This window comes from Ekhidna sp. (genome assembly GCF_965227465.1).
Taxonomy (GTDB): domain Bacteria; phylum Bacteroidota; class Bacteroidia; order Cytophagales; family Cyclobacteriaceae; genus Ekhidna.
The window spans coordinates 500,076-520,168 of record NZ_OZ245746.1 but is presented as its reverse complement, the minus strand read 5'-3'; the positions used below and the strand labels follow the sequence as shown (position 1 = coordinate 520,168).

Below are 20,093 nucleotides of genomic sequence, written 5' to 3'. Positions count from 1 at the left end.
TACTCTTCAATGCAAATCACTATCTAAAGACAATTAGTATCGTGTCATTTGTATAAATGAAATTGATACTACTATGAAAAAGCACATTGCATTTCTTTCCCTTCTTTTACTAGGCACACTAGCAGTGGGCCAGGATTTCGAAGCTCCTAAAAAGGGAGCCAAAATTTACGCTAAAGAATACACCATTACACTTGAAGAGGGTGATGATAAAACATTTGATTTATGGATTGTTAGATCAAGATTAGCTAAAAGAACCAAATTTTCAGCTCCTAAGTTATTGAGTAGTTCGGGTCTTACTTTTGATGTAACTACTGATATGGAAAATGCGGATCACTTTACAGTAAAAGTAAATGCAGAAAGTGTAGTTCCGGGAGCGTATACAGTCACTGTTTCATCCAGGAGCAATAGCTCTCACCAGGTGACAGGTACGACACTATCTTTCAATGTTATGCCTGCAAAAGCTGTGGCATCCGAAGATGGAGAGTAACTTTATTGAATGAAATACGGATATAGATTAACAATTGCAGTCTTTGTCTTCTTTTTTTTCAAGCTGACAAGAGAAGCTACGTGGGATAAATTCCTTCATTGGGATACCAATACTGCGATATCCTTTTTTTATACAATTGTTGTCATTTTAGCACTATGGGAAATAGTAGCTCGTTTTATCACCTCAGCTAAAGATAAAGCGGGCTTTATTTCTAATAGAGGCCTGTATGCCATCTCCACTAAGGCAACACTCCTTGCAATCCCTTTGGTCCTTCTTTTTACGTATGTATATGAACACATATTAGCCAGTGTGGGATGTTGCTCTGAACCTCAACATGGTGGTACTTTTCTTCTTAATAGTGCACAGGGATTTGTTATTTCGCTTTTAGTCATAGCTTATGAAATCATTATCCTGTATGTCCGTTCCGCTATTAAAAGTGCACGCGAAAAAGAACAAATTCAAAAAGAACTAGCTGCGGCAAAACTTGAGAGTCTAAAAAATCAGGTAAATCCGCATTTCTTATTTAATAGTTTCAGTGTGCTATCCTCACTCGTAGAAGACGATTCAAAAACAGCTATTAAATTCATTTCCAAGCTATCTGACATGTACCGATATATTTTGGAAAATGATGAAAAAACACTGGTCACACTCGAAGAAGAGCTTACATTCATTGATAGCTATATCTTCTTATTATCCATGAGACATAGATCAGCGATCAATATTCACAAGCATTTGCATTTGCCTTCCAAGAAAATCCTAATCCCTCCCATGTCTATTCAGGTATTGATTGAAAATGCTGTTAAGCACAATTCCTTTTCTATGGAAGAACCATTAAATATTATTATCAAAAATGATGGGGAACAAGCTATTGTAGTGGAAAATGAAAAGCGAAAGAAAGAGCATTTGACAGAAAGTACCAGAATCGGCTTACAAAACTTATCTAAAAGGCTCTTACTTTCTGCTGGCAGGGCGTTAGAAATTTTGGATAATGAGCAGATTTTTCAAGTACGATTACCATTAAAGCACATATGAAGGCTATTATCATAGAAGATGAAGAGCTATCTGCCCATCGCTTGCAGAAAATGGTTGAGCAGCACACAGCAGTAGAGATTAAATCCATCTTTTACTCGGTGAATTCCGCCTTGAAATGGCTCAAAGAGAATGAGTGTCCCGATCTTTTTTTTCTGGATATTCAACTTGGCGATGGAACAGGATTTGATCTACTTGATTCACTTGAATCGTATCCACAAGTCATTTTTACTACTGCGTTCGATAAATATGTGCTTGAGGTTTTTAAATACAACAGTGTCGATTACCTCCTAAAACCTATTAAATCTGATGAGTTAGTTCAGGCGATAGAAAAAATAAAAAAGGTTAGAGGTCACAACGATTTGGATAGCATGATTGGCTCCTTGAAATCAAGTTTTAAATCTCCGTTTAAGAAAAAATTTCTTGTCAAAATCGGGTTGAAGTATCAATCAATCCCGGTAGACGAAATTGCCTATTTCTACAGTGAATCAAGTACCACATTTATCAAAACACGTTCAGGAGAATCGACGATCGCCGATCATTCGCTGGATGAAATACAGAAAATGGTTGATCCTGATCAATTTTTCAGAATCAATCGACACATGATTGTTTGTGATGAGCAAATTACATCAATAGACTCCTATTTTAATAATCGATTGATTCTCTCTCTTAATCCAACTTACTCTGAGTATGTGATTGTCAGTAGAGAGAAGGTTCGAGGATTTAAAGATTGGCTGGATCGATAGTCATTAACCTTAAATATTTTACATTATAGTTTGCCCTTCTTATCAGTTGAATGATTGGAATTCATTTCTTGCTTTCGCATAGGCATGCTATCAATTAAACCGAAGATTTCACGAGGCGATACGATATCATCTTTTTGCAATTTTATTGTTCCATCTTTTCCAATAAGTGTAACAGTAAACGTTCCCTCTGGGATATCATATGCTTTGCGAATGGCGTCAGCCTCCTTTTTCGAAATCTTTTTATTTTTTGGACCCAGCCAGTGCTCATCGTACAATTTATATATGATTAAGTCTCGCTCTTTCATCCCCTTTTTTCCTTTTGACAGCATCTGTTCTTGTCGTTTATAACCAACATTGGTAGGCGATGATGATGAAAAGATTAATACTCTTTTTTCCCACTTATGCGATTCAATCGGATTCATACTGGTTTGTATTAAAGATATGATGAGTAATAGAATTGACACATCTATATAACTGCCAACCAGCTATTTTGATTGAAGGATATTCCGATTCTTTTCAAGAAATACTCAACCTATCCTTTGGCGGCTGCCATTTCATACCCAACAAAGATTCCAAGTATGAAAAACAGAACTAAGAAGTAAAAAAAATTACTTACAAAAAACAGTAAAACAGTTTTCATAATAGCTCCAAATTTCTTCGTCTCAAACACCTTTATAGTGAAGTAGAAAAAATAAATTAAAGAAAGAAAAAATGCTGAGTAGAACATAGGGTCTTGACCCATAATATGATGCAGCGGAAAAATGACAATCGCTATTACATTTAAACCACATATGTAGAAGCTTTGGATAACCAGATGCTCCGCATAATTATATTGTTTGATTTTAAAAATCAAGTATGCGAATATTCCATAAATGGGAATAGCTATCCATAGGAAAAGATTGTATTGATCAAAGAATATTTTCTGCATCAAACCTCCAATATATTCAGAATCTCCCTGCTGGGTGTCTCTAAATCCTTCATTAAATCCTTTTTCAAATTCCAATAGAAAATCATCTACACCTGATAGATACATGACAAAAACGCTCAAGGCAGTTGAAAGAATGAGCAATCTGAATGCATTCACTATTTTGTAGCGTCCCTCTGCCAAGTATAGCCTGACGATTTTACCAGGGTGTACAAACAATAACTTTAGCGTATAAATAAGACCTCTTTCAACATTGAATGCATTGAGCAAATCCAGAAAAGATTGCTTAAGTGTAATCCTGTTGATCGTGCGCTTCTCATTTACCTCTATTGGATACTTCATACGCCGTGAATATAGTAGTACAAATGCTATTGATCAAGCCATTGTTTAAGCGAAGTTGCTTTTTCACTACTTACCAGAATTTGCTCATCAGAAAAGTGAATCAGTTCGATCAGGAGCTTGCCTTTGAAATGTTTGTGAATAGTGGAGATATAATCAGCATTAACAATAAATTGGCGATTTGCGCGGTAAAAAAGGCGAGGGTCAAGTTGATTTATCAGGTCATCCAATGTGAAGTCTGATAAGTATGTTTTTTCATTCTTGGTATTGATGTGAACGACTCCATGCTTGCTTTGAAAACAAACAATATCATCAGTCCTAATAGCAAGCATTTTATCCCCCTGTTTAACCAGGAAGCGAGATTTGTACTTTGTGTCTGTAAAACTAATCTGACTTAATAGTGCAGACATGTCTATTCCATTTTGACTAAAATTTACTCGCAGGTTCCGATACTTTTCTAATGCCCCTTCCAAATCCTCCTTTTTTATCGGCTTTAGTAAATAATCGATGCTATTTACTTTAAAAGCTTTAAGTAGATATTCATCAAATGCCGTTGTGAAAATGACCGGGCACTTAATTTCAACCTGATCAAAAATCTGGAAACTGATACCATCACTAATTTGAATGTCAAATAAAGCAAGATCTGGTTGCTCGTGGTTTTTTACCCATTTTACAGTATCCTCCACACTATCAAGCACTTCCAAGATTTCTATCGACTGGTCGATTTCCAAGAGAATTTTCTCTAATCTTCTAAACGCCGGCGCTTCATCCTCTACAATCAGTACTTTCATTTCAGGTAAATTTTAGGTCCCTCTCTTCCAACAAATCAATGAGAGGAACCGCAACTATAAAATTACTAGCACTGGTAATTACATCAATTTCCTTTTGTCCTAGAATACGATATCGTTTTCGGATGTTTTCAAGACCTGTTTTAGTCGACCTGTCAAGAGAATTCTTTTTTTGCAAGTTATTCCTTACCACAACTGACCTTCCATTTTCAATGTAGATGTCAATATGCAATGGTTTAGCCTTGGAAACCACATTATGCTTAATTGCATTCTCTGCAAGCATTTGTAATGTAAGTGGCGGTATTGTCAAACCGAGGTACCTATCATCGATCTTAAAATCAACTGTTAAATTATCAGGATACCGCATCCGCAAAAGAAAAAGGTAGGATTTCACAAAATCAATCTCCTCTTTCAAACTGACTAGCTCCCGATCTTTATTTTGCAGGATGTATCGGTAAACTTCGGAAAGCCGCTCAGTAAATGATATAGCCACATCGGCATTTTCAGGGATAATTGTTGTAAGTGTATTAAGGCTATTAAATAGAAAATGAGGACTCATCTGGTTTTGCAAAACCTCATATTGAGTACGGATTTGTTGATTTTTCAGCTGTTGGTTTAAGGTGAATTGTTCCTTCCATTTTTCAAAGAAGTAAAAAGCTTCATAGGAAAGTGATACAACTGAAGCCACAATGAAGTTGAATGGCAAATAGCGAACATGTTCAGTTAATGATAACAAATCCTTTACCTCAACAAAGTTGAAAATAATCTTTAGAGGTATCCCGCCGACTGTCATCCAAACAATGATAAAAGCTGCCGATAAAAGTACTCTTCTCTTCGTTCTATCAATTTCAGGAAATTTTTTCCTAAGAAAAAAAATAATTGAGCAAGCTCCATTCCAATAGACCGCTGTGAAGCATAACGACACAAAATAATGAAACCATATAGGCTTATCAGACATATGACCCTCTCCATCATTGATCATCGCCAGGGCAGATACTATTAGAATACCTACCCACCGAATATGTAGCTCTCCTATTTTCATAATTTCATTAAATATAAGACAAGGCATTCCAGATATTTTGATCCTTTACGAATGAACACCAGAAATAAAGCGATGAAACCGGAAAATGGAATACCGAAATCTAAAAGCGTGCTCAATGACCTAATATGCAATTTCAACCTGTAAAAATTACGTTTCAGATCAATTACGAGTTGACTGAATGTGATTTACGTTTCATACCATTGGCCTCTCCAATAGGTTAGCCTCGAAAATCAATACTTAGATACAATGAAAAATTCGAAAGCTATCATTATCATCCTGGGAATACTGGTCTCACTTGCAAGTATGGCGCAGGATCAGACGGTAAAAGGAATCATTTTAGACGCTCAGGTAGAATATCCATTAATTGGCGCCACCATCCAGCTGGTTGGATCAGATCCAATCAAAGGGGCGATTGCGGATGTAAATGGTGAATTCAGAATCGAAAATGTCCCAGTCGGACGACAGACCTTTGCTGTAACCTACATTGGCTATAAGAGCATTTCCTTACCCAATGTATTGGTGACTTCCGGGAAAGAAGTAATTCTTAGGATACTTCTGGAAGAGTCCGTAGAAAAATTACAGGAAGTTGTAGTTACAGCTGATTCAGACAAGGATCTACCAATTAATGATCTTGCTAAGGTGAGCGCAAGAACGTTCAGTCTAGAAGAAGTGACTCGCTTCTCTGGTGGAAGGAACGATGTGGCCAAACTCGCCACCTCGTTTGCCGGGGTAAATGCTACGAATGATGCCCGCAACGATATTGTAGTCAGGGGAAACTCACCTATTGGGCTGCTATGGAGGATTGAAGGAATTCCGATAGCAACTACCAATCACTTCGCTACACAAGGGACAACTGGGGGGCCCGTAAATGCACTCAATACAAACCTATTGCGAACATCCGATTTTCTAACGGGAGCTTTTCCAGCGGAATATGGCAATGCAAACGCTGCAGTTTTTGATGTGTTCTTTAGAAACGGCAATACAGATAAGTATGAATTTACAGGCCAAATGTCCGCCTTCAGCGGATTAGAATTTATGGCAGAAGGACCTATTAGCAAAAAAAACAATTCGTCCTTTGTGACCTCTTATCGTTACGGTATAGCAAGTCTGGCTGCCACCGGCACATCAGCGATTCCATTCTATCAGGACGTCTCCTTCAAGGCAAATTTGGGTGATAGTAAAATCGGCAGGCTTGAAATCTTTGGCTTAGGGGGTAAAAGTAGTATTGACTTTTTAGGGGAAAATATTGATGAAACAGACCTTTTTGCAGATCCGGAACAAGACGCTTTTGTACAAAACGAACTCGGATTAATCGGGCTGACTCACACTATCAGGATGGGGCAAAACACCTATCTCAAAACCTCTTTTGGTGCTTCAACTAATTTCAACGAATACCTCCAAGACAATAGAATGCTTGATGAAAATGGTCAATTCATTGGGAAATACAGAGCCATAAACGTACGAAATAGAGAAAACCGTTATACAGTTACCTCTACACTGAATACTAAGTTCAATGCCAGGTGGAGTTTAAGGACTGGGTTCTTAAACGAAACCTATGACCTCAACCTATTTGTTGAGGACCGTGATGATCGCGCATCAATTCCGGATAACGATAATGACGGAATTCCAGACTATTTTCTGACAAATACCAATGTGAATGAGAAGTACAACCTATTGCAAGTGTACGGTCAAGCGGAATACAAGCTAACAGATGAACTCTCTACCACATTCGGTTTGCATAGCCAATATCATGAATTCATGGATGAGTTTATTTTAGAGCCTCGTGCAGCGATTAGTTGGCAACAAACACCAGTCCAACGCTGGAGTCTGGCATATGGTTTACATGGACAAGCAATTCCTTCGCCTGTGCTATTTTTTCAGGAAGAAGTATCACCAGGAAATACCATGCGAACAAATCAAGGTTTGGAATTTATCAGGGCCCATCACCTTGTTTTGGGAATGGATAGAAATTTAGGAACCGACTGGCGTCTGAAAACAGAGGTTTATTATCAAAGCATTTATGACGTTCCTGTGGAGCGTAATCCTTCAAGTTATTCAGTTCTGAACGAAGGAAATGATTTCATCTTTGAAGAAAAGGGATCATTAGTAAGCGATGGAACCGGCTTTAACTATGGTACAGAAATTACGCTGGAAAAATTCTTTAGCCGGAACTATTATGTGCTCCTGACGACCTCCTTATTTGAATCTCAATATGAGGGAAGTGATGAGATTCAACGAAATACTGTATTTAACAACAACTATGTGCTCAACATACTTTTTGGAAAGGAGTGGAAGTTTGGATCAAATGGCCAAAATGCGTGGACTTTTGACACCAAGATGACAACCTCAGGTGGGCGTCCTTTTACCCCACTTGACTTAGATGCTACGCGCGCTAACCTGGGCAGGGAGGTACGGCAAGAAAGTATTGCATATAGCGAAAGATACGGTCAGTATTTTCGATGGGATGCAAAGTTTGGCGTGAGGCTAAACAGAAAAAAGGTATCGCATCAGTTTTTCGTAGATTTTCAAAATCTCACCAATAGAAAAAATGAATTTGTTAGAAGATACAATGACGTAACAGACCAGATAAATGTGGTTGAGCAGATCGGATTCTTTCCAGACGTTATGTATCGAATTCAATTTTAAATAAAATGAAAACACTCACCAGACCAAAGCAAGAGCTAAATGTGCTTATTCTAAAAAGTAATATCAGAACTACATCCGATGTTGAAAAAATTGACCAGGCATTCAGTCAACTAAAGTGTATCCAACGATGGACAGTGGATCTAGATGACTGGGAGCACGTCCTAAAAATAGAATCATACATGCTTTCCTGTCAAAACATTGCAGTCATTTTAGAAAAGATCGGCTATGAGTGCTCAGAATTAAATCATTAGCCAAAACTTAGGTCAATGAATTTGGGTGGTAGTAGCCTCGCTTTCGCAGGGCTACTTATATTTAGGGCAGGGATGGATCAAACCAAATATGACTATGCAATTGTGGGTGTTGGAGCCGCGGGACTTCAGCTTGTTTTGAAAATGATCAAAGATGATTTTTTCAATGAGAAGCGTATTCTACTTATTGATAAAGACAAAAAAACAGCCAATGATCGAACGTGGTGTTTTTGGGAAAAAGGTGAAACAATTTGGGATCAGTTGGCAACTCAAACATGGCAAACAGGCCTTTTTCATAATAAGACTGAAACCATTTCATTCGACCTGGAGCCCTATAGGTATAAGATGGTTCGATCTGCAGATTTTTATGCTTATGCGAAAGCTGAAATCGCCAAGTCAAAGGATATTGACTGGGTTGAGGATGAAATATTAGACCTAAATGATCAGCAGATTATTGGCTCAGGTGGAACCTATTCAGCCAATCACATTTTTGACAGTCGCATTTCTGGTGAATTTCAGGAAAAGAAAGACAGGTATCACTCATTGATCCAACATTTCAAAGGTTGGTTTATACGAACTGAAACTGCCGCTTTTAATCCTGACGTCTTTACCATGATGGATTACCGTTTAAAATGGAAAGACAGTACCAGCTTTACTTATGTATTACCCATTTCGTCCAACACTGCACTGGTTGAGTTCACATTGTTCAACGATCGACTATTGCCAGATGTAGAATATGATATGTACCTAAGGGAATACATAGACTCGTATTTGCAAGTCAAGAACTATACAATTGAAGAAGTAGAGCAAGGTATGATACCCATGTCGGATTATCCTTTTCACAAGCACCACTCCAAGTATGCTACGAAGATTGGTACTGCTGGTGGATGGGTGCGTCCCTCGTCTGGTTACTCATTTAAAAATGCTGATCGATATTCTACCATGACTGTGGAAAACATCAAAAATGGTAAACGACCAGAAAAAGGCATAGCTAACTCAAGGTTTCGCAGTTACGATTCAATATTTCTAAATGTCTTAAGTAAGAGAAATGATTTAGGTGAAGATATTTTCACAAAACTCTACACAAAACCGGAGATTCAATCAGTTTTTCGATTCCTGGATGAAGAAAGTAGCATTTTTGAGGATTTCAGAGTGATGTTCTCGTTGAACAGACCTCAATTTTGGAAAGCATTTCTGACCACTTTCTGGCGTTAAATTTTACATCTTACACCAATTCTGTAAAGCATCACATCATCCAGTTTGGGAACAAACACATCTTCCCTTCCATCCCTTAGCTGAACATCAGAGAATACGGACCTGGTAACGATAAGATAAGACTCCACATGCTTGGCAATATTATATTCGTATCTAAATCCGATGAGAATCAAAAACATACGCAATCGATTTGCCATAAGATTATCATTTATCACTACTCCGTTCTGCAAACTAGTATTGAATCCATCTCCTTCCGCATAGGCTTTGAATCGATGCTTCTCGCTCAGATGATATTGTAAATTTGAATACGGGGCACCTATGGTATACGACCATTTGGGATGAAACTTTCGATAGTAACTTATGAAAGGAATGGGTGCCGGAAATCTTGAATTGGTATTGTAATACAATCCCGTGATAATTCTAAATGGCTTTCTTACCTTCTCTGAATTTTTCTTATCCTTAACAAACACGATTATTCCTGAAACCAAAAAATCCTCATTTTGCAATCCGTCTGCCAGATTGCTGGTAAAAGCTGGTGCTATTTGAGCCCCAAAAATCCAATCTTCGTTTAATTGTTGGGTATAAGTAAGTGGCAAATCAAGGGACTTAAAACGTTCGGCATCCGATTTATCGTAGGAGTCCTGATCTTCTTTATACTTGAACTGTATACTGCTGTAATCAAGTCCTACAAAAAAGTACGATTTCTCCTTTAGCTTAATGGGTATGTTAAATAAGGCCCTTTGACGCTGATACTCAAAATTTGAATTATTTCCAGGGACGTAGGTATACTCTAGCTTAGCGATATCCAGGTATTGGCAAAAGCAGCAACTGAACGCCAAAAAAGTAAAAATATAAATCAGCACACGCATTGAATTCGCCAAGATCGACAAATTTCCTACACTGGATGTGAACATTTTTTTTATTTCGACTAAACGCAGTGACATAGGGTTGACACTCTAACTAATTTCTTTGTCTCATGTTCTAACAATAAATTCGAGCAAACATGACAACACAACAAGTAGCAGATCAACTAGTAAAACTTTGTAGAGAAGGAAAATTCGAACAGGTTTATCAAGAACTTTTCTCAAATGAAATAGAGAGTAAAGAACCAAGGCCTGACGGTTGGGAGACCTCAAAAGGAATGGATGGGTTAGCTGAGAAAGCAAAAAAATGGGAAGAAATGGTAGAGATATTTGAAGGTGGAGAAATCTCTGATCCAATTGTAGCTGGAGATCACTTTGCATGCTCCATGAAATCTAAAGTACAGTTTAAGGGTAGTCCAAATAAAATAGACATGGATGAGGTTGCCGTCTATAAAGTCAAAGATGGAAAGGTAGTTTTAGAACAATTTTTCTATACACCTATGTCATAGGTTAAATAATTACACGAATAGAATCCTAAGATCAAAGCCGCCAGAGAAGGCGGTTTTTTTATTTTTATGCAAACGTATATTTGGTAACACAATGGGCTCAACAGAACGTTTAATTAATCCTGAGGTACAAAAAGTTTTTTACAACTATCCCACTCAGGTAAGAGATAAAATTTCAAACCTTAGAAAGCTTATTCTTGAAACAGCTCTGGAGATCGGCATTACCGATCTTGAAGAAACGCTGAAATGGGGAGAGCCTAGCTATCTCACCAAACACGGCAGCACTATTCGTATTGACTGGAAAGAGAAAAAACCCGATCAGTACGCGATGTATTTTAAATGCACGAGTAAACTGGTACCTTCTTTTCAACTCGCCTATGGTGACTTGTTTAATTACGAGACAACCCGTGCCATTGCATTCAAATTGGATGATGAGGTACCTGTAAAGGAATTGAAGCAATGCATCAAAGCCGCCTTGACTTATCATACGGTAAAGCATTTACCCCTTTTAGGAATTGGTAAATGAGCCTTTCAGCATTGAGAGAAAGTTAACTTGTCTCCACAAACAACCCTTCATCCGTTTTTTCAACCTTAGCAAAACCACCTTGAGTAAGCTTTTTCATGGCTTTATCCCACTTTTTATTTGACAACCCTGACTGCTCTTTTAGTCTATTCAAGTCCATCTTCCCTTCTTTCTCCAGCATTTCGAATACAGCCTTTTCATCACCTTCAAGCTCTACAGCTTTCGATTTCACTTCTGGTCGCATCTGCGGGAAGAACAATACATCCTGAATGGAATTCGAGTTGGTCATGATCATAGACAATCGATCAATTCCCAAACCAACCCCTGCCGTTGGTGGCATACCAAATTCCAGCGCACGAAGGAAATCTTCATCAAGTGTCATGGCTTCATCATCTCCTCGTTTACCTAGCTCTATCTGCTCTTCAAATCGCTCACGCTGATCTACCGGGTCATTCAACTCGGAATATGAGTTCATGATCTCTTTTCCATTACAGATCGCTTCAAAGCGTTCTACCAGCCCTTCTTTGGATCGGTGTTTCTTGGTTAATGGAGACATCTCAACCGGGTAATCAGTGATGAAGGTTGGTTGAATTAATAGGGGCTCACACTTCTCTCCAAAAATTTCATCAATGATTTTACCTTTAGCCATAGTGTCGTCCAAAGGCACTTCTAACTTCTTGGCTGTAGCTCTCAATTCCTCCTCATTCATTTCGGAGATATCAATACTAGTGAAGTGCTCAATGGCTTCAAACATGGTGAAACGTTTCCATGGACGTTGAAAGTCAATTACGTTTTCTCCCACTTGCACTTTGGTATCACCGTGAAGATCCATAGCCACCTTTTCTATCATCTCCTCCATCGTATCCATCATCCAGTTGTAATCTTTGTAGGCTACATAAAGTTCTACTTGCGTAAACTCTGGATTATGAAAACGGCTCATCCCTTCATTTCGAAAATCCTTGGCAAACTCAAAAACTCCATCATATCCTCCTACGATGAGGCGTTTTAGATAAAGCTCATTGGCGATACGCAAATAAAGTGTCATATCGAGCGTATTATGATGCGTCTTGAATGGACGTGCAGCAGCCCCGCCATACAATGGCTGGAGGATAGGCGTTTCTACCTCCAGATATCCCTTTCCTGCCAGATACTCCCTAATTGAATTTACCAGTTTTGTTCGCTGAACAAACGTATCTCTGATCTCAGGATTAACGATCAAATCAAGGTAACGCTGACGATACCGCTGTTCAGGATCTTTGAAAGCATCGTAGGTTTTCTTGTTTCCATCATCATCAGTCGTCTCTTTCACTATTGGAAGGGGGCGAAGTGATTTTGTAAGCATTTTTAGACCTGTCACATGGATGGAAATCTCCCCTACCTCTGTTTTAAACACATACCCTTTAATGCCAATGATATCTCCAATATCCATCTTCTTTTTAAAGACTTCATTGTAGAGTGTCTTATCTTCTCCTTCACAGATATCGTCTCTTCGGATATAGATCTGAATTCTTCCACTGGAATCCTGGATTTCTGCGAAAGATGCAGATCCCATGATTCGTCTGCTCATAAGCCTCCCTGCAATAGAAATGTTTGTATAGTCACCAGGTCTTTTATCAAAATTTTTCTTGATGTGTTTAGCAGTCACACTGACATCAAAGGATTCGGCTGGATATGGATCTATCCCCATAGCCATCAATTCTTCACGAGATTTTCTTCTTTGGATTTCTTGTTCGCTTAACTGCATTTTCTTGCTCGTATTCTTCTTTTTTAAAATGTTTTCTTATGCCGACTTTCTACGCCTTAATTCTCTTTTTACCAATGTATATTCTCTTCCACTTTGACCTGCAATCGAAGTATTTTCTTCAGCTCTCCTAAAGAGGTATGGAAGCACTTTTTCAACTGGCCCATAAGGAACATACTTAGCTACATTATAACCCATATCCGCCAGTTTGAATGAAATATTGTCGCTCATGCCTAATAACTGTGCGAAAAAGATTCGATTATCCTTATTGGATATTTCCTGATCAGCCATTAGTTGTGCGAGCAGATTGCTTGATTTTTCATTATGGGTTCCTGCACAAATTCCCATCCTGTCAATATGCTTCATGCAGAACTTCAATGACTCATCATAATCTTTGTCAACGACCTCTTTAGTTTCATGTATAGGGGAAGCATATCCCATCTCCTCTGCTCGATCACGCTCTTTCTCCATATATGCCCCTCGAACCAACTTTGCTCCCAAATAATAACCATCGACCTCAGCCTGAATCTGTGCTCGCTTTAGACGATCCAGCATATCATGACGATACATCTGATAGGTATTATATACCACAGGTCGCTCTCGATTATACTTTTCCATCATCCGATAGGCTACCCCATCAATAAAGCTTTGAAACCAGGACTCCTCAGCATCAATCATTACCATAAGTCCTTTACTGCTGGCTTTTTTTACAATTTCATCCACTCGTTGTTCCGCATAATACAGCTTTGTCTTCTCTATTTCTGTAAGTTTTTCCTTGGATTGTGCTTTGGTCATTAGATCTGTGGATCCCAAACCTGAAAGTTTCAATACACAAAATGGAATGTGATCATTGGTGGCTGCAAATTCAACAACTCTTAGTGCCTCCTCCTTTGTGTTATTATAGCCATCTTCATTCTTCAACCCTTCCACAGAATAGTCAAGGATAGTCTGCACATTGTGATCTCCTAATAGTTTGATGGTTTTGGAACAATCCTTAATTGACTCCCCACCACAGAATTGGTTAAATAGGGTTTTTTTGATGATTCCTTTTACCGGCAATTTTATTTTCAATGCCAGATTTGTCATCACAGTACCTACCTTCACCATCCAGGGTTTACTCATTGTTGAAAACACAAAATGAGAATTTTTGAGTTCTCCTGAAGTACGGTGTGCAAACGCCGTAGCAGTATCATCAAAATTGATTGGCTCTGATTGCATATTTTTGAAAATCGGTGTGCAAAGATAGCTAACAGATTCACACCATTATCTGTTTAAATAAATGTCTGAAAATCTACCCACTTACCTTTCCATTTCTACCAATATTTCCAGCGACCTAATTGCGACGATTAAGCGCATTAATCCTGATAAAATTGGAATTTTGGTCGATGAGAATACCCGCAAACATTGCCTACATTTAATAGATATCAATTATGATGCGATTATAGAAATAGGAAGTGGGGAAGTCAATAAGACACTGGAAACTTGTTCACATATTTGGGATGAGCTTACAACTGCTGGATTTACCCGACAAAGTGTACTTCTAAATCTGGGAGGCGGGGTTATTGGAGATATGGGCGGATTCGTTGCTGCTACTTTCAAAAGAGGAATGGCCTTTATTAATATTCCTACAACGCTTCTATCTCAGGTAGATGCCAGCATTGGGGGTAAATTAGGAATTGACTTTAAGGGCCTCAAAAATCACATTGGTTTGTTTCAGGAACCAGACAAGGTATTGGTGGATCCTACTTTTCTTAATACACTTCCGCAAAGGGAGTTAAAATCAGGATTTGCAGAAATCATTAAACACGCCCTAATTCAAGATCCACTTCAGTGGGAATATCTTCTAAGCAAAGAATTTAAAACTCTTGACTGGAATGAAATCATTCCAAAATCAATTGCAATAAAAAATAAAGTGGTTCAGGAAGACCCTAAGGAAAAAGGCAAAAGAAAAATACTTAACTATGGCCATACCATCGGTCATGCCTTAGAAACCTATTTTCTGACAACTTCTAATCCATTGTTGCATGGAGAAGCAGTAGCGCTGGGGATGATTTTGGAAAACCAAATTGCTGTTGAAATGGAGATTCTAAAGCCTGAAATAAACAAAGTGGTGGAAGAATATATTAGAAAAATATATGATTTACCATCAGAATGGCCAGCTTACAAATTGATTGAAAAATTTCTAACGCAGGATAAAAAGAACGACAAAGAAGGTTTTAGACTCTCACTGCTATCTAAAATAGGGTCCTGCACATATGACGTGCTAATTTCAGATACTATCTTGAAGAAAGTCTTAGATAAATAAATCTTCTTTATCGCTACTTGGATCGTCTTGTGCTGTTTGCTGTTCTTTCTTTTTCACCACTTTTTTTGGTGTACTTAGAAAAAAGGTAAGAGCTCCCAAGGCGATAGAGGCGAAGATTGTTCCTATAGTTTTTGATCTTGACATATTATAATTTATTGACATCTTAGCAACGCGAATAGTTGGAATATGTTTGTCAAAAAACCTGCCAAAAATTGAAATATCGATTAAAAAGATATAATTCTAGATTAAAAGGGACTGTAGCACTCGAATCTTCTAAAAGTGAAAGTAACAGAGCGCTTATAATCAATGCGCTAGCGGGCGGGAAACCTTCCAATATTCAGAATCTCTCAAAAGCCAGAGATACACAAACGATGCTAAAGCTATTGGGTGAACGACATCAAGTGTATGACGTTAAAGATGCAGGAACGACAATGCGCTTTCTAACTGCCTATCTGGCAATCAAAGGAGAGGAGGCCACCATTACTGGAACCGATCGAATGAAAAAGCGACCTATTGGTCCATTGGTAGATTCATTAAGGGAGATTGGTGCTACAGTAGATTATTTAGAAAATGACGGATATCCTCCACTTAAGATTAGTGTAGTCAAAAATCAATTAAAAGATCATATCGCTATTCCAGGAAATATTAGCAGCCAGTATATAAGTGCATTGCTTATGATCGCTCCATGCCTGGAAAATGGATTGACCATTGAACTTACCACTGAAATTTATAGTCGTCCATATATCCAGATGACGCTGGACTTAATGCAAGCTTTTGATGTAGAAACAACCTTTGAAGGTAAAATCATTACCGTGAAAAGTCAGAAATACCTACCAACTAGTTATGCCATTGAGGGTGATTGGTCTGGAGCGAGTTATTGGTATAGTTTCCTTTCGCTATCTGAAAAAAAAGGGCATTTAAATTTGCCCGGGATACGAAATTATTCAACTCAGGGTGACCAGGAGATTTCTCATATCATGTATCAAATGGGGATTGCCTCTCATTTTGAATCCGGAAAAGTGAAATTATTAAAACGAAATGAAATTAAGAGAAGCCTTAGCCTCAACTTTAGAAATTGCCCGGACCTGGCACAAACGGTTATGGTTACAGCTGCTGCAAAAGGCATTACCCTTGAAATGACAGGACTTGAAAGTCTCAAAATAAAAGAAACGGATCGGATTTCTGCCATGCGGAACGAATTGAAAAAGATTGGATCTACACTTGAAGAAAACAATGACCAATGGACTTTAACACCAACTGCTGAACTCCCGAAATCAGTGGAAATTGAAACCTATGAAGATCATCGAATGGCCATGGCATTTGCTCCACTAAGCATGTTAATGGATGTGACCATCAATGATCCGATGGTAGTTGAAAAATCATATCCTGGGTTTTGGGAGGAAGTAAAGAAAATTGGCGTAACGATTACAGGTTAGTAGCTCACCTCCAAGCCGGTTATCTCTAAATCAATAATCATGCTTGGATGAAAAACAGAAAACCATACACCTTCTTTTTCTACCCAGCCTCCCCAACCAATTTTAAGTCCGCCTAGCGGCACATTAGATGTCCAAAGTTTCCAGGCCTTTGGGAAGCCACTCTCATCAATAATCCACAGGTAACTATCTCCCGGAGTGACCCCACCTGTCGTATAAGTAACCAATAGACCTCTGCCGCCATCAACCTTTACGGTCGATCGAACTACTCCATTATCTCGAACCTTGAATGGAGCAATCAGCCAGAAAGAATCGTTGATAAAATATTCATAGGCCTCATATTGCAAAGAACTAAATTCTTCGATGGGTTCATTTAGATTAAGAAACACGTCACTTTCTCCCCACGCAACCTGAACGGTATTTTCTTCTTTATTCCAAACATAATTATGACCTCCCGGATAGGTAAACTTGATAGTAGATAAACTATCGAATCCTTGTTTATTTAATGCTTTAAGCATTTCATCAGCTAACTCCTCAGCCCCTTGCCCTCGGGTGCCATTTGGCACAGACTCGTCTACAAATAGATATACCAGAACACCTATTATTAATAATGTAACTAAGCCTATTCCCAGAAACTTCAATATTGCCTTTATCATACCAGATTCAAAGTTGGTAATAATTTTGGTGCTTTTCTCACCATTGTTGCTTGCTCAAACGCATACGCAATACTAATAAGTTTAGGTTCTTGATATTTTCCTGAGAAAATAGACATTCCCACAGGGAGTCCGTGGACGTAACCTGCCGGAACTGTAATATTGGGGTAGCCGGAACGGGCAGCTGGAGTAGAGCTCCCAGTACCAAAATGGTCGCCATTGATAACATCTATAGGCCAGGCAGGTCCTCCTGTTACTCCGATAATTGCATCTAAATTATTTTCTTCAAGAGCCTTATCAATTCCATTTCTAGAAACCTCAGTAACCACTTTCAGGTGCTCCTTGTATTCGTTATCGCTTAGAGGGCCTTTTATTTCTGCTCTTTCTAAAATTCCCTGTGGGAAGTACGGCATCTCCACATCGGCATTGTCCTTATTGAATTGTATGACATCTGCCAGATTTTTAACTCTTGCATCCGGCCGTGAGGCGAGATACTTATTTAAGCCATCCTTAAATTCATAAAGCAATAATTCCAATCCTGAGTTGCCATATGCGCCATTTTCGCTAACGCGAATGTCTTTAATCAAAGTCGCCCCTTGCGCCTCCATCGCTTCAAATGCTCGCTCCATGATCTCATCAACTGCTTCGTGATAACCTATCACACCATCTAACACCCCAATTCTTTTCCCTTTTAGTCCATCTACGTCTAAAAATTTGGTGTAGTCCGTTTGAAAATTTCCTTCACTTTCATAAGTCACTCTATCGGCCTCATCAAGCCCCACGCAAGCCCCTAATAAGGCAGCTGCATCCGCTACTGTCCTTCCCATTGGCCCTGCGGTATCCTGCGTCTCTGATATGGGAATTATTCCGTTCCGACTCCATAAACCAACCGTAGGTTTTATACCCACCACACCGTTTGCCGAGGATGGACAAACAATTGACCCGTTTGTCTCAGTGCCTATAGTGAGTGCACACATATTACCCGAAACGGCAGCTCCAGAACCTGCACTGGATCCGCAGGGGTTACGGTCAAGTGCGTAGGGATTCCTGGTTTGTCTTCCTCTTCCACTCCAGCCGCTCGATGATCGAAAAGATCTGAAATTGGCCCACTCACTTAGATTTGTTTTACCCAAAAGTACTGCCCCGGCTTCCCTGAGTTTCTTGATAATAAATGCATCGTCTGGTGCTGTTGATCCTGCTAACGCCATGGAACCAGCTGTGGTCATCATTTTATCCCCGGTATCAATATTATCTTTGATCATAACAGGGATGCCATGTAATGGACCTCTGACACTCCCCTCACCTCGCTCTCTATCCAGATCATCAGCTATCTGTAATGCATCCGGGTTTACCTCTATTACACTATTAAGGCCTCCATCTGACTGATCCTTTGCCGCTATTCTAGCCAGATATAATTCACAAATTTGGCGAGAGGTGTATGTGCGAGATTCCATCGCTTCTTGCAGCTGTGATGCAGTCCACTCTTCCAACTCAAAGGCTTGTTCCTCATCGTTATTATTGTTTGTCTCATTTGACGGAGTAGCACAAGCTTTTAAACCTAAAAAAGGAATTGCACCCGTAATTGCACTGAGTTGAATGAAATTTCTTCGTTTCATATTAAATTTATTAAGGGAGGTTAGTCTTTAGTTGAAGAACTAAATTTAACCTTTGAAGGATCAGAATCAAACCAGCTAAACGTAAAACCTTGTCATGAAAGAATTAACCTTAACATTAATAGCCATTTTAACTTGCCATTTTTCTAATGCTCAACCAGATACTGACATCTATGTTATGAACCTCAGAAGGTCAGCAGAGGGGTTGCTCATTGAAAAGACTGAAAATATTTCAAATAACGAAGGGTATGACAATCAACCCTCATTTTGGGTTGATGGAGAATCTATGATCTATGCCAGAACTATCAATGGCCAAACCGATATTGCACGATACTATTTTGATTCCAGAAATACATTAGTTATTACTGACACTAAGCAAGGAAGTGAGTATTCCCCTACTCCAATGCCTGATGGGCGTATATCAAGTATTCGACTTGATACAACAGGCTTACAATTATTATATGCGTATAAATTTGACGGGGACAATGAAGTACTCGTCAAAGATTTGAAAATCGGGTATCATGCTTGGATCAATTCAAATGAATTAGTAGCATTTGTGCTTGGCGATCCGGCAACACTGCAAATCATTAATGTGAATACTCAAAAAGCGCGCATTCTAGGTAACAACATTGGAAGATCATTGCATAAAATCCCTGGAACATCATCATTTAGCTTTGTAGATAAAACTTCGTCACCATGGGTCATAAAATCTATGGATCCACATTCAGAAAAGTCAGAGACATTGACTGCTGTTTTAGAGGGTTCTGAGGATTATTGCTGGACACCTAATGGAGAAATATTAATGGCATCAGGAAATGAACTATTTGTCTGGAAAGAAGGATCTGAATGGCAAAAATTTGCTGCTCTGAGTAGGCTTGGCATCTCCTCTATCACAAGGTTAAGTGTCTCTCCAGACGGTAAAAAACTTGCAATTGCAGCAGAGTAGTCATGTCGTGTTATTTAATCGCCAGCTACCAGGCTACACAAACAT

The 20,093-nt window shown here is 38.8% G+C and carries 21 protein-coding genes; 11 read left to right on the top strand and 10 right to left on the bottom strand.

Annotated elements, in window-relative coordinates; translation table 11 throughout:
* The first annotated feature begins 73 nt into the window (after nucleotides 1-73).
* Genes ACO05G_RS02380 through ACO05G_RS02370 form a run of 3 tightly spaced genes read left to right on the top strand, consistent with a single transcriptional unit; the run spans nucleotide 74 to nucleotide 2,262 of the window.
* Complete coding sequence (locus ACO05G_RS02380; RefSeq protein WP_421764514.1) at nucleotides 74-487, top strand: hypothetical protein; 414 nt, start codon at nucleotides 74-76, stop codon at nucleotides 485-487.
* Between the two features lie 9 nt (nucleotides 488-496).
* Nucleotides 497-1,519, top strand: a complete 1,023-nt coding sequence (locus ACO05G_RS02375) for a sensor histidine kinase (RefSeq protein ID WP_421764513.1) — start codon at nucleotides 497-499, stop codon at nucleotides 1,517-1,519.
* Nucleotides 1,516-2,262, top strand: a complete 747-nt coding sequence (locus ACO05G_RS02370) for a LytR/AlgR family response regulator transcription factor (RefSeq protein WP_421764512.1) — start codon at nucleotides 1,516-1,518, stop codon at nucleotides 2,260-2,262. Before ACO05G_RS02375 ends, ACO05G_RS02370 begins: the two co-directional genes overlap by 4 nt.
* 23 nt (nucleotides 2,263-2,285) lie before the next feature.
* Here ACO05G_RS02370 and ACO05G_RS02365 read toward each other — a convergent pair whose 3' ends face one another.
* The 4 genes from ACO05G_RS02365 to ACO05G_RS02350 all read right to left on the bottom strand — a co-directional run bounded on the left by ACO05G_RS02365 (nucleotide 2,286) and on the right by ACO05G_RS02350 (nucleotide 5,356).
* On the bottom strand, nucleotides 2,286-2,684 hold the full coding sequence (locus tag ACO05G_RS02365) for a DUF4174 domain-containing protein (RefSeq protein ID WP_421764511.1): 399 nt from the start codon (nucleotides 2,682-2,684) through the stop codon (nucleotides 2,286-2,288).
* A gap of 110 nt (nucleotides 2,685-2,794) precedes the next feature.
* On the bottom strand, nucleotides 2,795-3,529 hold the full coding sequence (locus ACO05G_RS02360) for a DUF3667 domain-containing protein (RefSeq protein ID WP_421764510.1): 735 nt from the start codon (nucleotides 3,527-3,529) through the stop codon (nucleotides 2,795-2,797).
* 26 nt (nucleotides 3,530-3,555) lie between these two features.
* On the bottom strand, nucleotides 3,556-4,317 hold the full coding sequence (locus ACO05G_RS02355) for a LytR/AlgR family response regulator transcription factor (protein WP_421764509.1): 762 nt from the start codon (nucleotides 4,315-4,317) through the stop codon (nucleotides 3,556-3,558).
* A gap of 1 nt (nucleotide 4,318) precedes the next feature.
* Nucleotides 4,319-5,356, bottom strand: a complete 1,038-nt coding sequence (locus ACO05G_RS02350) for a sensor histidine kinase (RefSeq protein ID WP_421764508.1) — start codon at nucleotides 5,354-5,356, stop codon at nucleotides 4,319-4,321.
* A gap of 246 nt (nucleotides 5,357-5,602) precedes the next feature.
* On the opposite strand from ACO05G_RS02350, the gene ACO05G_RS02345 reads away from it, so the two are divergent.
* The 3 genes from ACO05G_RS02345 to ACO05G_RS02335 all read left to right on the top strand — a co-directional run bounded on the left by ACO05G_RS02345 (nucleotide 5,603) and on the right by ACO05G_RS02335 (nucleotide 9,465).
* On the top strand, nucleotides 5,603-8,002 hold the full coding sequence (locus ACO05G_RS02345; protein ID WP_421764507.1) for a TonB-dependent receptor: 2,400 nt from the start codon (nucleotides 5,603-5,605) through the stop codon (nucleotides 8,000-8,002).
* Between the two features lie 5 nt (nucleotides 8,003-8,007).
* Nucleotides 8,008-8,253, top strand: a complete 246-nt coding sequence (locus ACO05G_RS02340; protein WP_421764506.1) for a hypothetical protein — start codon at nucleotides 8,008-8,010, stop codon at nucleotides 8,251-8,253.
* Between the two features lie 72 nt (nucleotides 8,254-8,325).
* Nucleotides 8,326-9,465, top strand: coding sequence for a lycopene cyclase family protein (locus ACO05G_RS02335; protein WP_421764505.1), 1,140 nt, complete (start codon nucleotides 8,326-8,328; stop codon nucleotides 9,463-9,465).
* Here the strand turns inward: ACO05G_RS02335 and ACO05G_RS02330 are convergent.
* Entirely contained in the window at nucleotides 9,462-10,346 is an 885-nt protein-coding gene (locus ACO05G_RS02330) for a DUF6268 family outer membrane beta-barrel protein (protein WP_421764504.1), read from the bottom strand. The two genes, ACO05G_RS02335 and ACO05G_RS02330, sit on opposite strands and share 4 nt — an antisense overlap.
* Before the next feature lie 122 nt (nucleotides 10,347-10,468).
* Here ACO05G_RS02330 and ACO05G_RS02325 point away from each other — a divergent pair, with 122 nt between their 5' ends.
* Both ACO05G_RS02325 and ACO05G_RS02320 read left to right on the top strand, forming a co-directional pair.
* Complete coding sequence (locus tag ACO05G_RS02325; RefSeq protein WP_421764503.1) at nucleotides 10,469-10,837, top strand: SnoaL-like domain-containing protein; 369 nt, start codon at nucleotides 10,469-10,471, stop codon at nucleotides 10,835-10,837.
* A gap of 91 nt (nucleotides 10,838-10,928) precedes the next feature.
* Complete coding sequence (locus tag ACO05G_RS02320) at nucleotides 10,929-11,360, top strand: DUF1801 domain-containing protein (protein WP_421764502.1); 432 nt, start codon at nucleotides 10,929-10,931, stop codon at nucleotides 11,358-11,360.
* A 22-nt stretch (nucleotides 11,361-11,382) separates the two neighbouring features.
* Here ACO05G_RS02320 and lysS read toward each other — a convergent pair whose 3' ends face one another.
* Both lysS and ACO05G_RS02310 read right to left on the bottom strand, forming a co-directional pair.
* Nucleotides 11,383-13,101: a lysine--tRNA ligase gene (lysS, locus tag ACO05G_RS02315; protein ID WP_421764501.1), complete on the bottom strand. Its 1,719-nt coding sequence runs from the start codon at nucleotides 13,099-13,101 to the stop codon at nucleotides 11,383-11,385.
* Between the two features lie 36 nt (nucleotides 13,102-13,137).
* Complete coding sequence (locus ACO05G_RS02310) at nucleotides 13,138-14,316, bottom strand: proline dehydrogenase family protein (protein WP_421764500.1); 1,179 nt, start codon at nucleotides 14,314-14,316, stop codon at nucleotides 13,138-13,140.
* Between the two features lie 61 nt (nucleotides 14,317-14,377).
* Between ACO05G_RS02310 and aroB the strand changes: the two genes are divergently transcribed.
* Nucleotides 14,378-15,403 (top strand): 3-dehydroquinate synthase, encoded by a 1,026-nt coding sequence (aroB, locus tag ACO05G_RS02305; RefSeq protein ID WP_421764499.1) that lies wholly within the window; start codon nucleotides 14,378-14,380, stop codon nucleotides 15,401-15,403.
* Here the strand turns inward: aroB and ACO05G_RS02300 are convergent.
* Nucleotides 15,392-15,547 (bottom strand): hypothetical protein, encoded by a 156-nt coding sequence (locus ACO05G_RS02300; protein WP_348281263.1) that lies wholly within the window; start codon nucleotides 15,545-15,547, stop codon nucleotides 15,392-15,394. The genes aroB and ACO05G_RS02300 overlap by 12 nt on opposite strands.
* A 68-nt stretch (nucleotides 15,548-15,615) precedes the next feature.
* Between ACO05G_RS02300 and aroA the strand changes: the two genes are divergently transcribed.
* Nucleotides 15,616-16,839, top strand: coding sequence for a 3-phosphoshikimate 1-carboxyvinyltransferase (aroA, locus tag ACO05G_RS02295; RefSeq protein ID WP_421764498.1), 1,224 nt, complete (start codon nucleotides 15,616-15,618; stop codon nucleotides 16,837-16,839).
* Here aroA and ACO05G_RS02290 read toward each other — a convergent pair.
* The gene (locus ACO05G_RS02290) at nucleotides 16,836-17,492 is read right to left on the bottom strand and encodes a hypothetical protein (protein ID WP_421764497.1); all 657 of its coding nucleotides are present in this window, start codon (nucleotides 17,490-17,492) and stop codon (nucleotides 16,836-16,838) included. The genes aroA and ACO05G_RS02290 overlap by 4 nt on opposite strands.
* Nucleotides 17,489-19,105, bottom strand: coding sequence for an amidase (locus tag ACO05G_RS02285; RefSeq protein ID WP_421764496.1), 1,617 nt, complete (start codon nucleotides 19,103-19,105; stop codon nucleotides 17,489-17,491). Before ACO05G_RS02285 ends, ACO05G_RS02290 begins: the two co-directional genes overlap by 4 nt.
* A 94-nt stretch (nucleotides 19,106-19,199) precedes the next feature.
* Between ACO05G_RS02285 and ACO05G_RS02280 the strand changes: the two genes are divergently transcribed.
* Nucleotides 19,200-20,048 carry a TolB family protein gene (locus ACO05G_RS02280; RefSeq protein WP_421764495.1) on the top strand — a complete coding sequence of 283 codons (849 nt, stop codon included), beginning with the start codon at nucleotides 19,200-19,202 and terminating at the stop codon, nucleotides 20,046-20,048.
* The last annotated feature ends 45 nt before the right edge of the window (nucleotides 20,049-20,093 follow it).

Excerpts from the sequence above, each read along its gene's own strand:
- ACO05G_RS02375 (WP_421764513.1), top strand. The coding sequence starts at position 497 with ATGAAATACGGATATAGATTAACAATTGCAGTCTTTGTCTTCTTTTTT.
- ACO05G_RS02345 (WP_421764507.1), top strand. The coding sequence starts at position 5,603 with ATGAAAAATTCGAAAGCTATCATTATCATCCTGGGAATACTGGTCTCA.
- ACO05G_RS02365 (WP_421764511.1), bottom strand. The coding sequence starts at position 2,684 with ATGAATCCGATTGAATCGCATAAGTGGGAAAAAAGAGTATTAATCTTT.
- ACO05G_RS02350 (WP_421764508.1), bottom strand. The coding sequence starts at position 5,356 with ATGAAAATAGGAGAGCTACATATTCGGTGGGTAGGTATTCTAATAGTA.
- ACO05G_RS02325 (WP_421764503.1), top strand. The coding sequence starts at position 10,469 with ATGACAACACAACAAGTAGCAGATCAACTAGTAAAACTTTGTAGAGAA.
- ACO05G_RS02290 (WP_421764497.1), bottom strand. The coding sequence starts at position 17,492 with ATGATAAAGGCAATATTGAAGTTTCTGGGAATAGGCTTAGTTACATTA.
- ACO05G_RS02300 (WP_348281263.1), bottom strand. The coding sequence starts at position 15,547 with ATGTCAAGATCAAAAACTATAGGAACAATCTTCGCCTCTATCGCCTTG.
- aroB (WP_421764499.1), top strand. The coding sequence starts at position 14,378 with ATGTCTGAAAATCTACCCACTTACCTTTCCATTTCTACCAATATTTCC.
- ACO05G_RS02320 (WP_421764502.1), top strand. The coding sequence starts at position 10,929 with ATGGGCTCAACAGAACGTTTAATTAATCCTGAGGTACAAAAAGTTTTT.
- ACO05G_RS02280 (WP_421764495.1), top strand. The coding sequence starts at position 19,200 with ATGAAAGAATTAACCTTAACATTAATAGCCATTTTAACTTGCCATTTT.
- ACO05G_RS02370 (WP_421764512.1), top strand. The coding sequence starts at position 1,516 with ATGAAGGCTATTATCATAGAAGATGAAGAGCTATCTGCCCATCGCTTG.
- ACO05G_RS02380 (WP_421764514.1), top strand. The coding sequence starts at position 74 with ATGAAAAAGCACATTGCATTTCTTTCCCTTCTTTTACTAGGCACACTA.
- ACO05G_RS02355 (WP_421764509.1), bottom strand. The coding sequence starts at position 4,317 with ATGAAAGTACTGATTGTAGAGGATGAAGCGCCGGCGTTTAGAAGATTA.
- ACO05G_RS02285 (WP_421764496.1), bottom strand. The coding sequence starts at position 19,105 with ATGAAACGAAGAAATTTCATTCAACTCAGTGCAATTACGGGTGCAATT.
- ACO05G_RS02335 (WP_421764505.1), top strand. The coding sequence starts at position 8,326 with ATGGATCAAACCAAATATGACTATGCAATTGTGGGTGTTGGAGCCGCG.
- ACO05G_RS02340 (WP_421764506.1), top strand. The coding sequence starts at position 8,008 with ATGAAAACACTCACCAGACCAAAGCAAGAGCTAAATGTGCTTATTCTA.
- lysS (WP_421764501.1), bottom strand. The coding sequence starts at position 13,101 with ATGCAGTTAAGCGAACAAGAAATCCAAAGAAGAAAATCTCGTGAAGAA.
- ACO05G_RS02360 (WP_421764510.1), bottom strand. The coding sequence starts at position 3,529 with ATGAAGTATCCAATAGAGGTAAATGAGAAGCGCACGATCAACAGGATT.
- ACO05G_RS02310 (WP_421764500.1), bottom strand. The coding sequence starts at position 14,316 with ATGCAATCAGAGCCAATCAATTTTGATGATACTGCTACGGCGTTTGCA.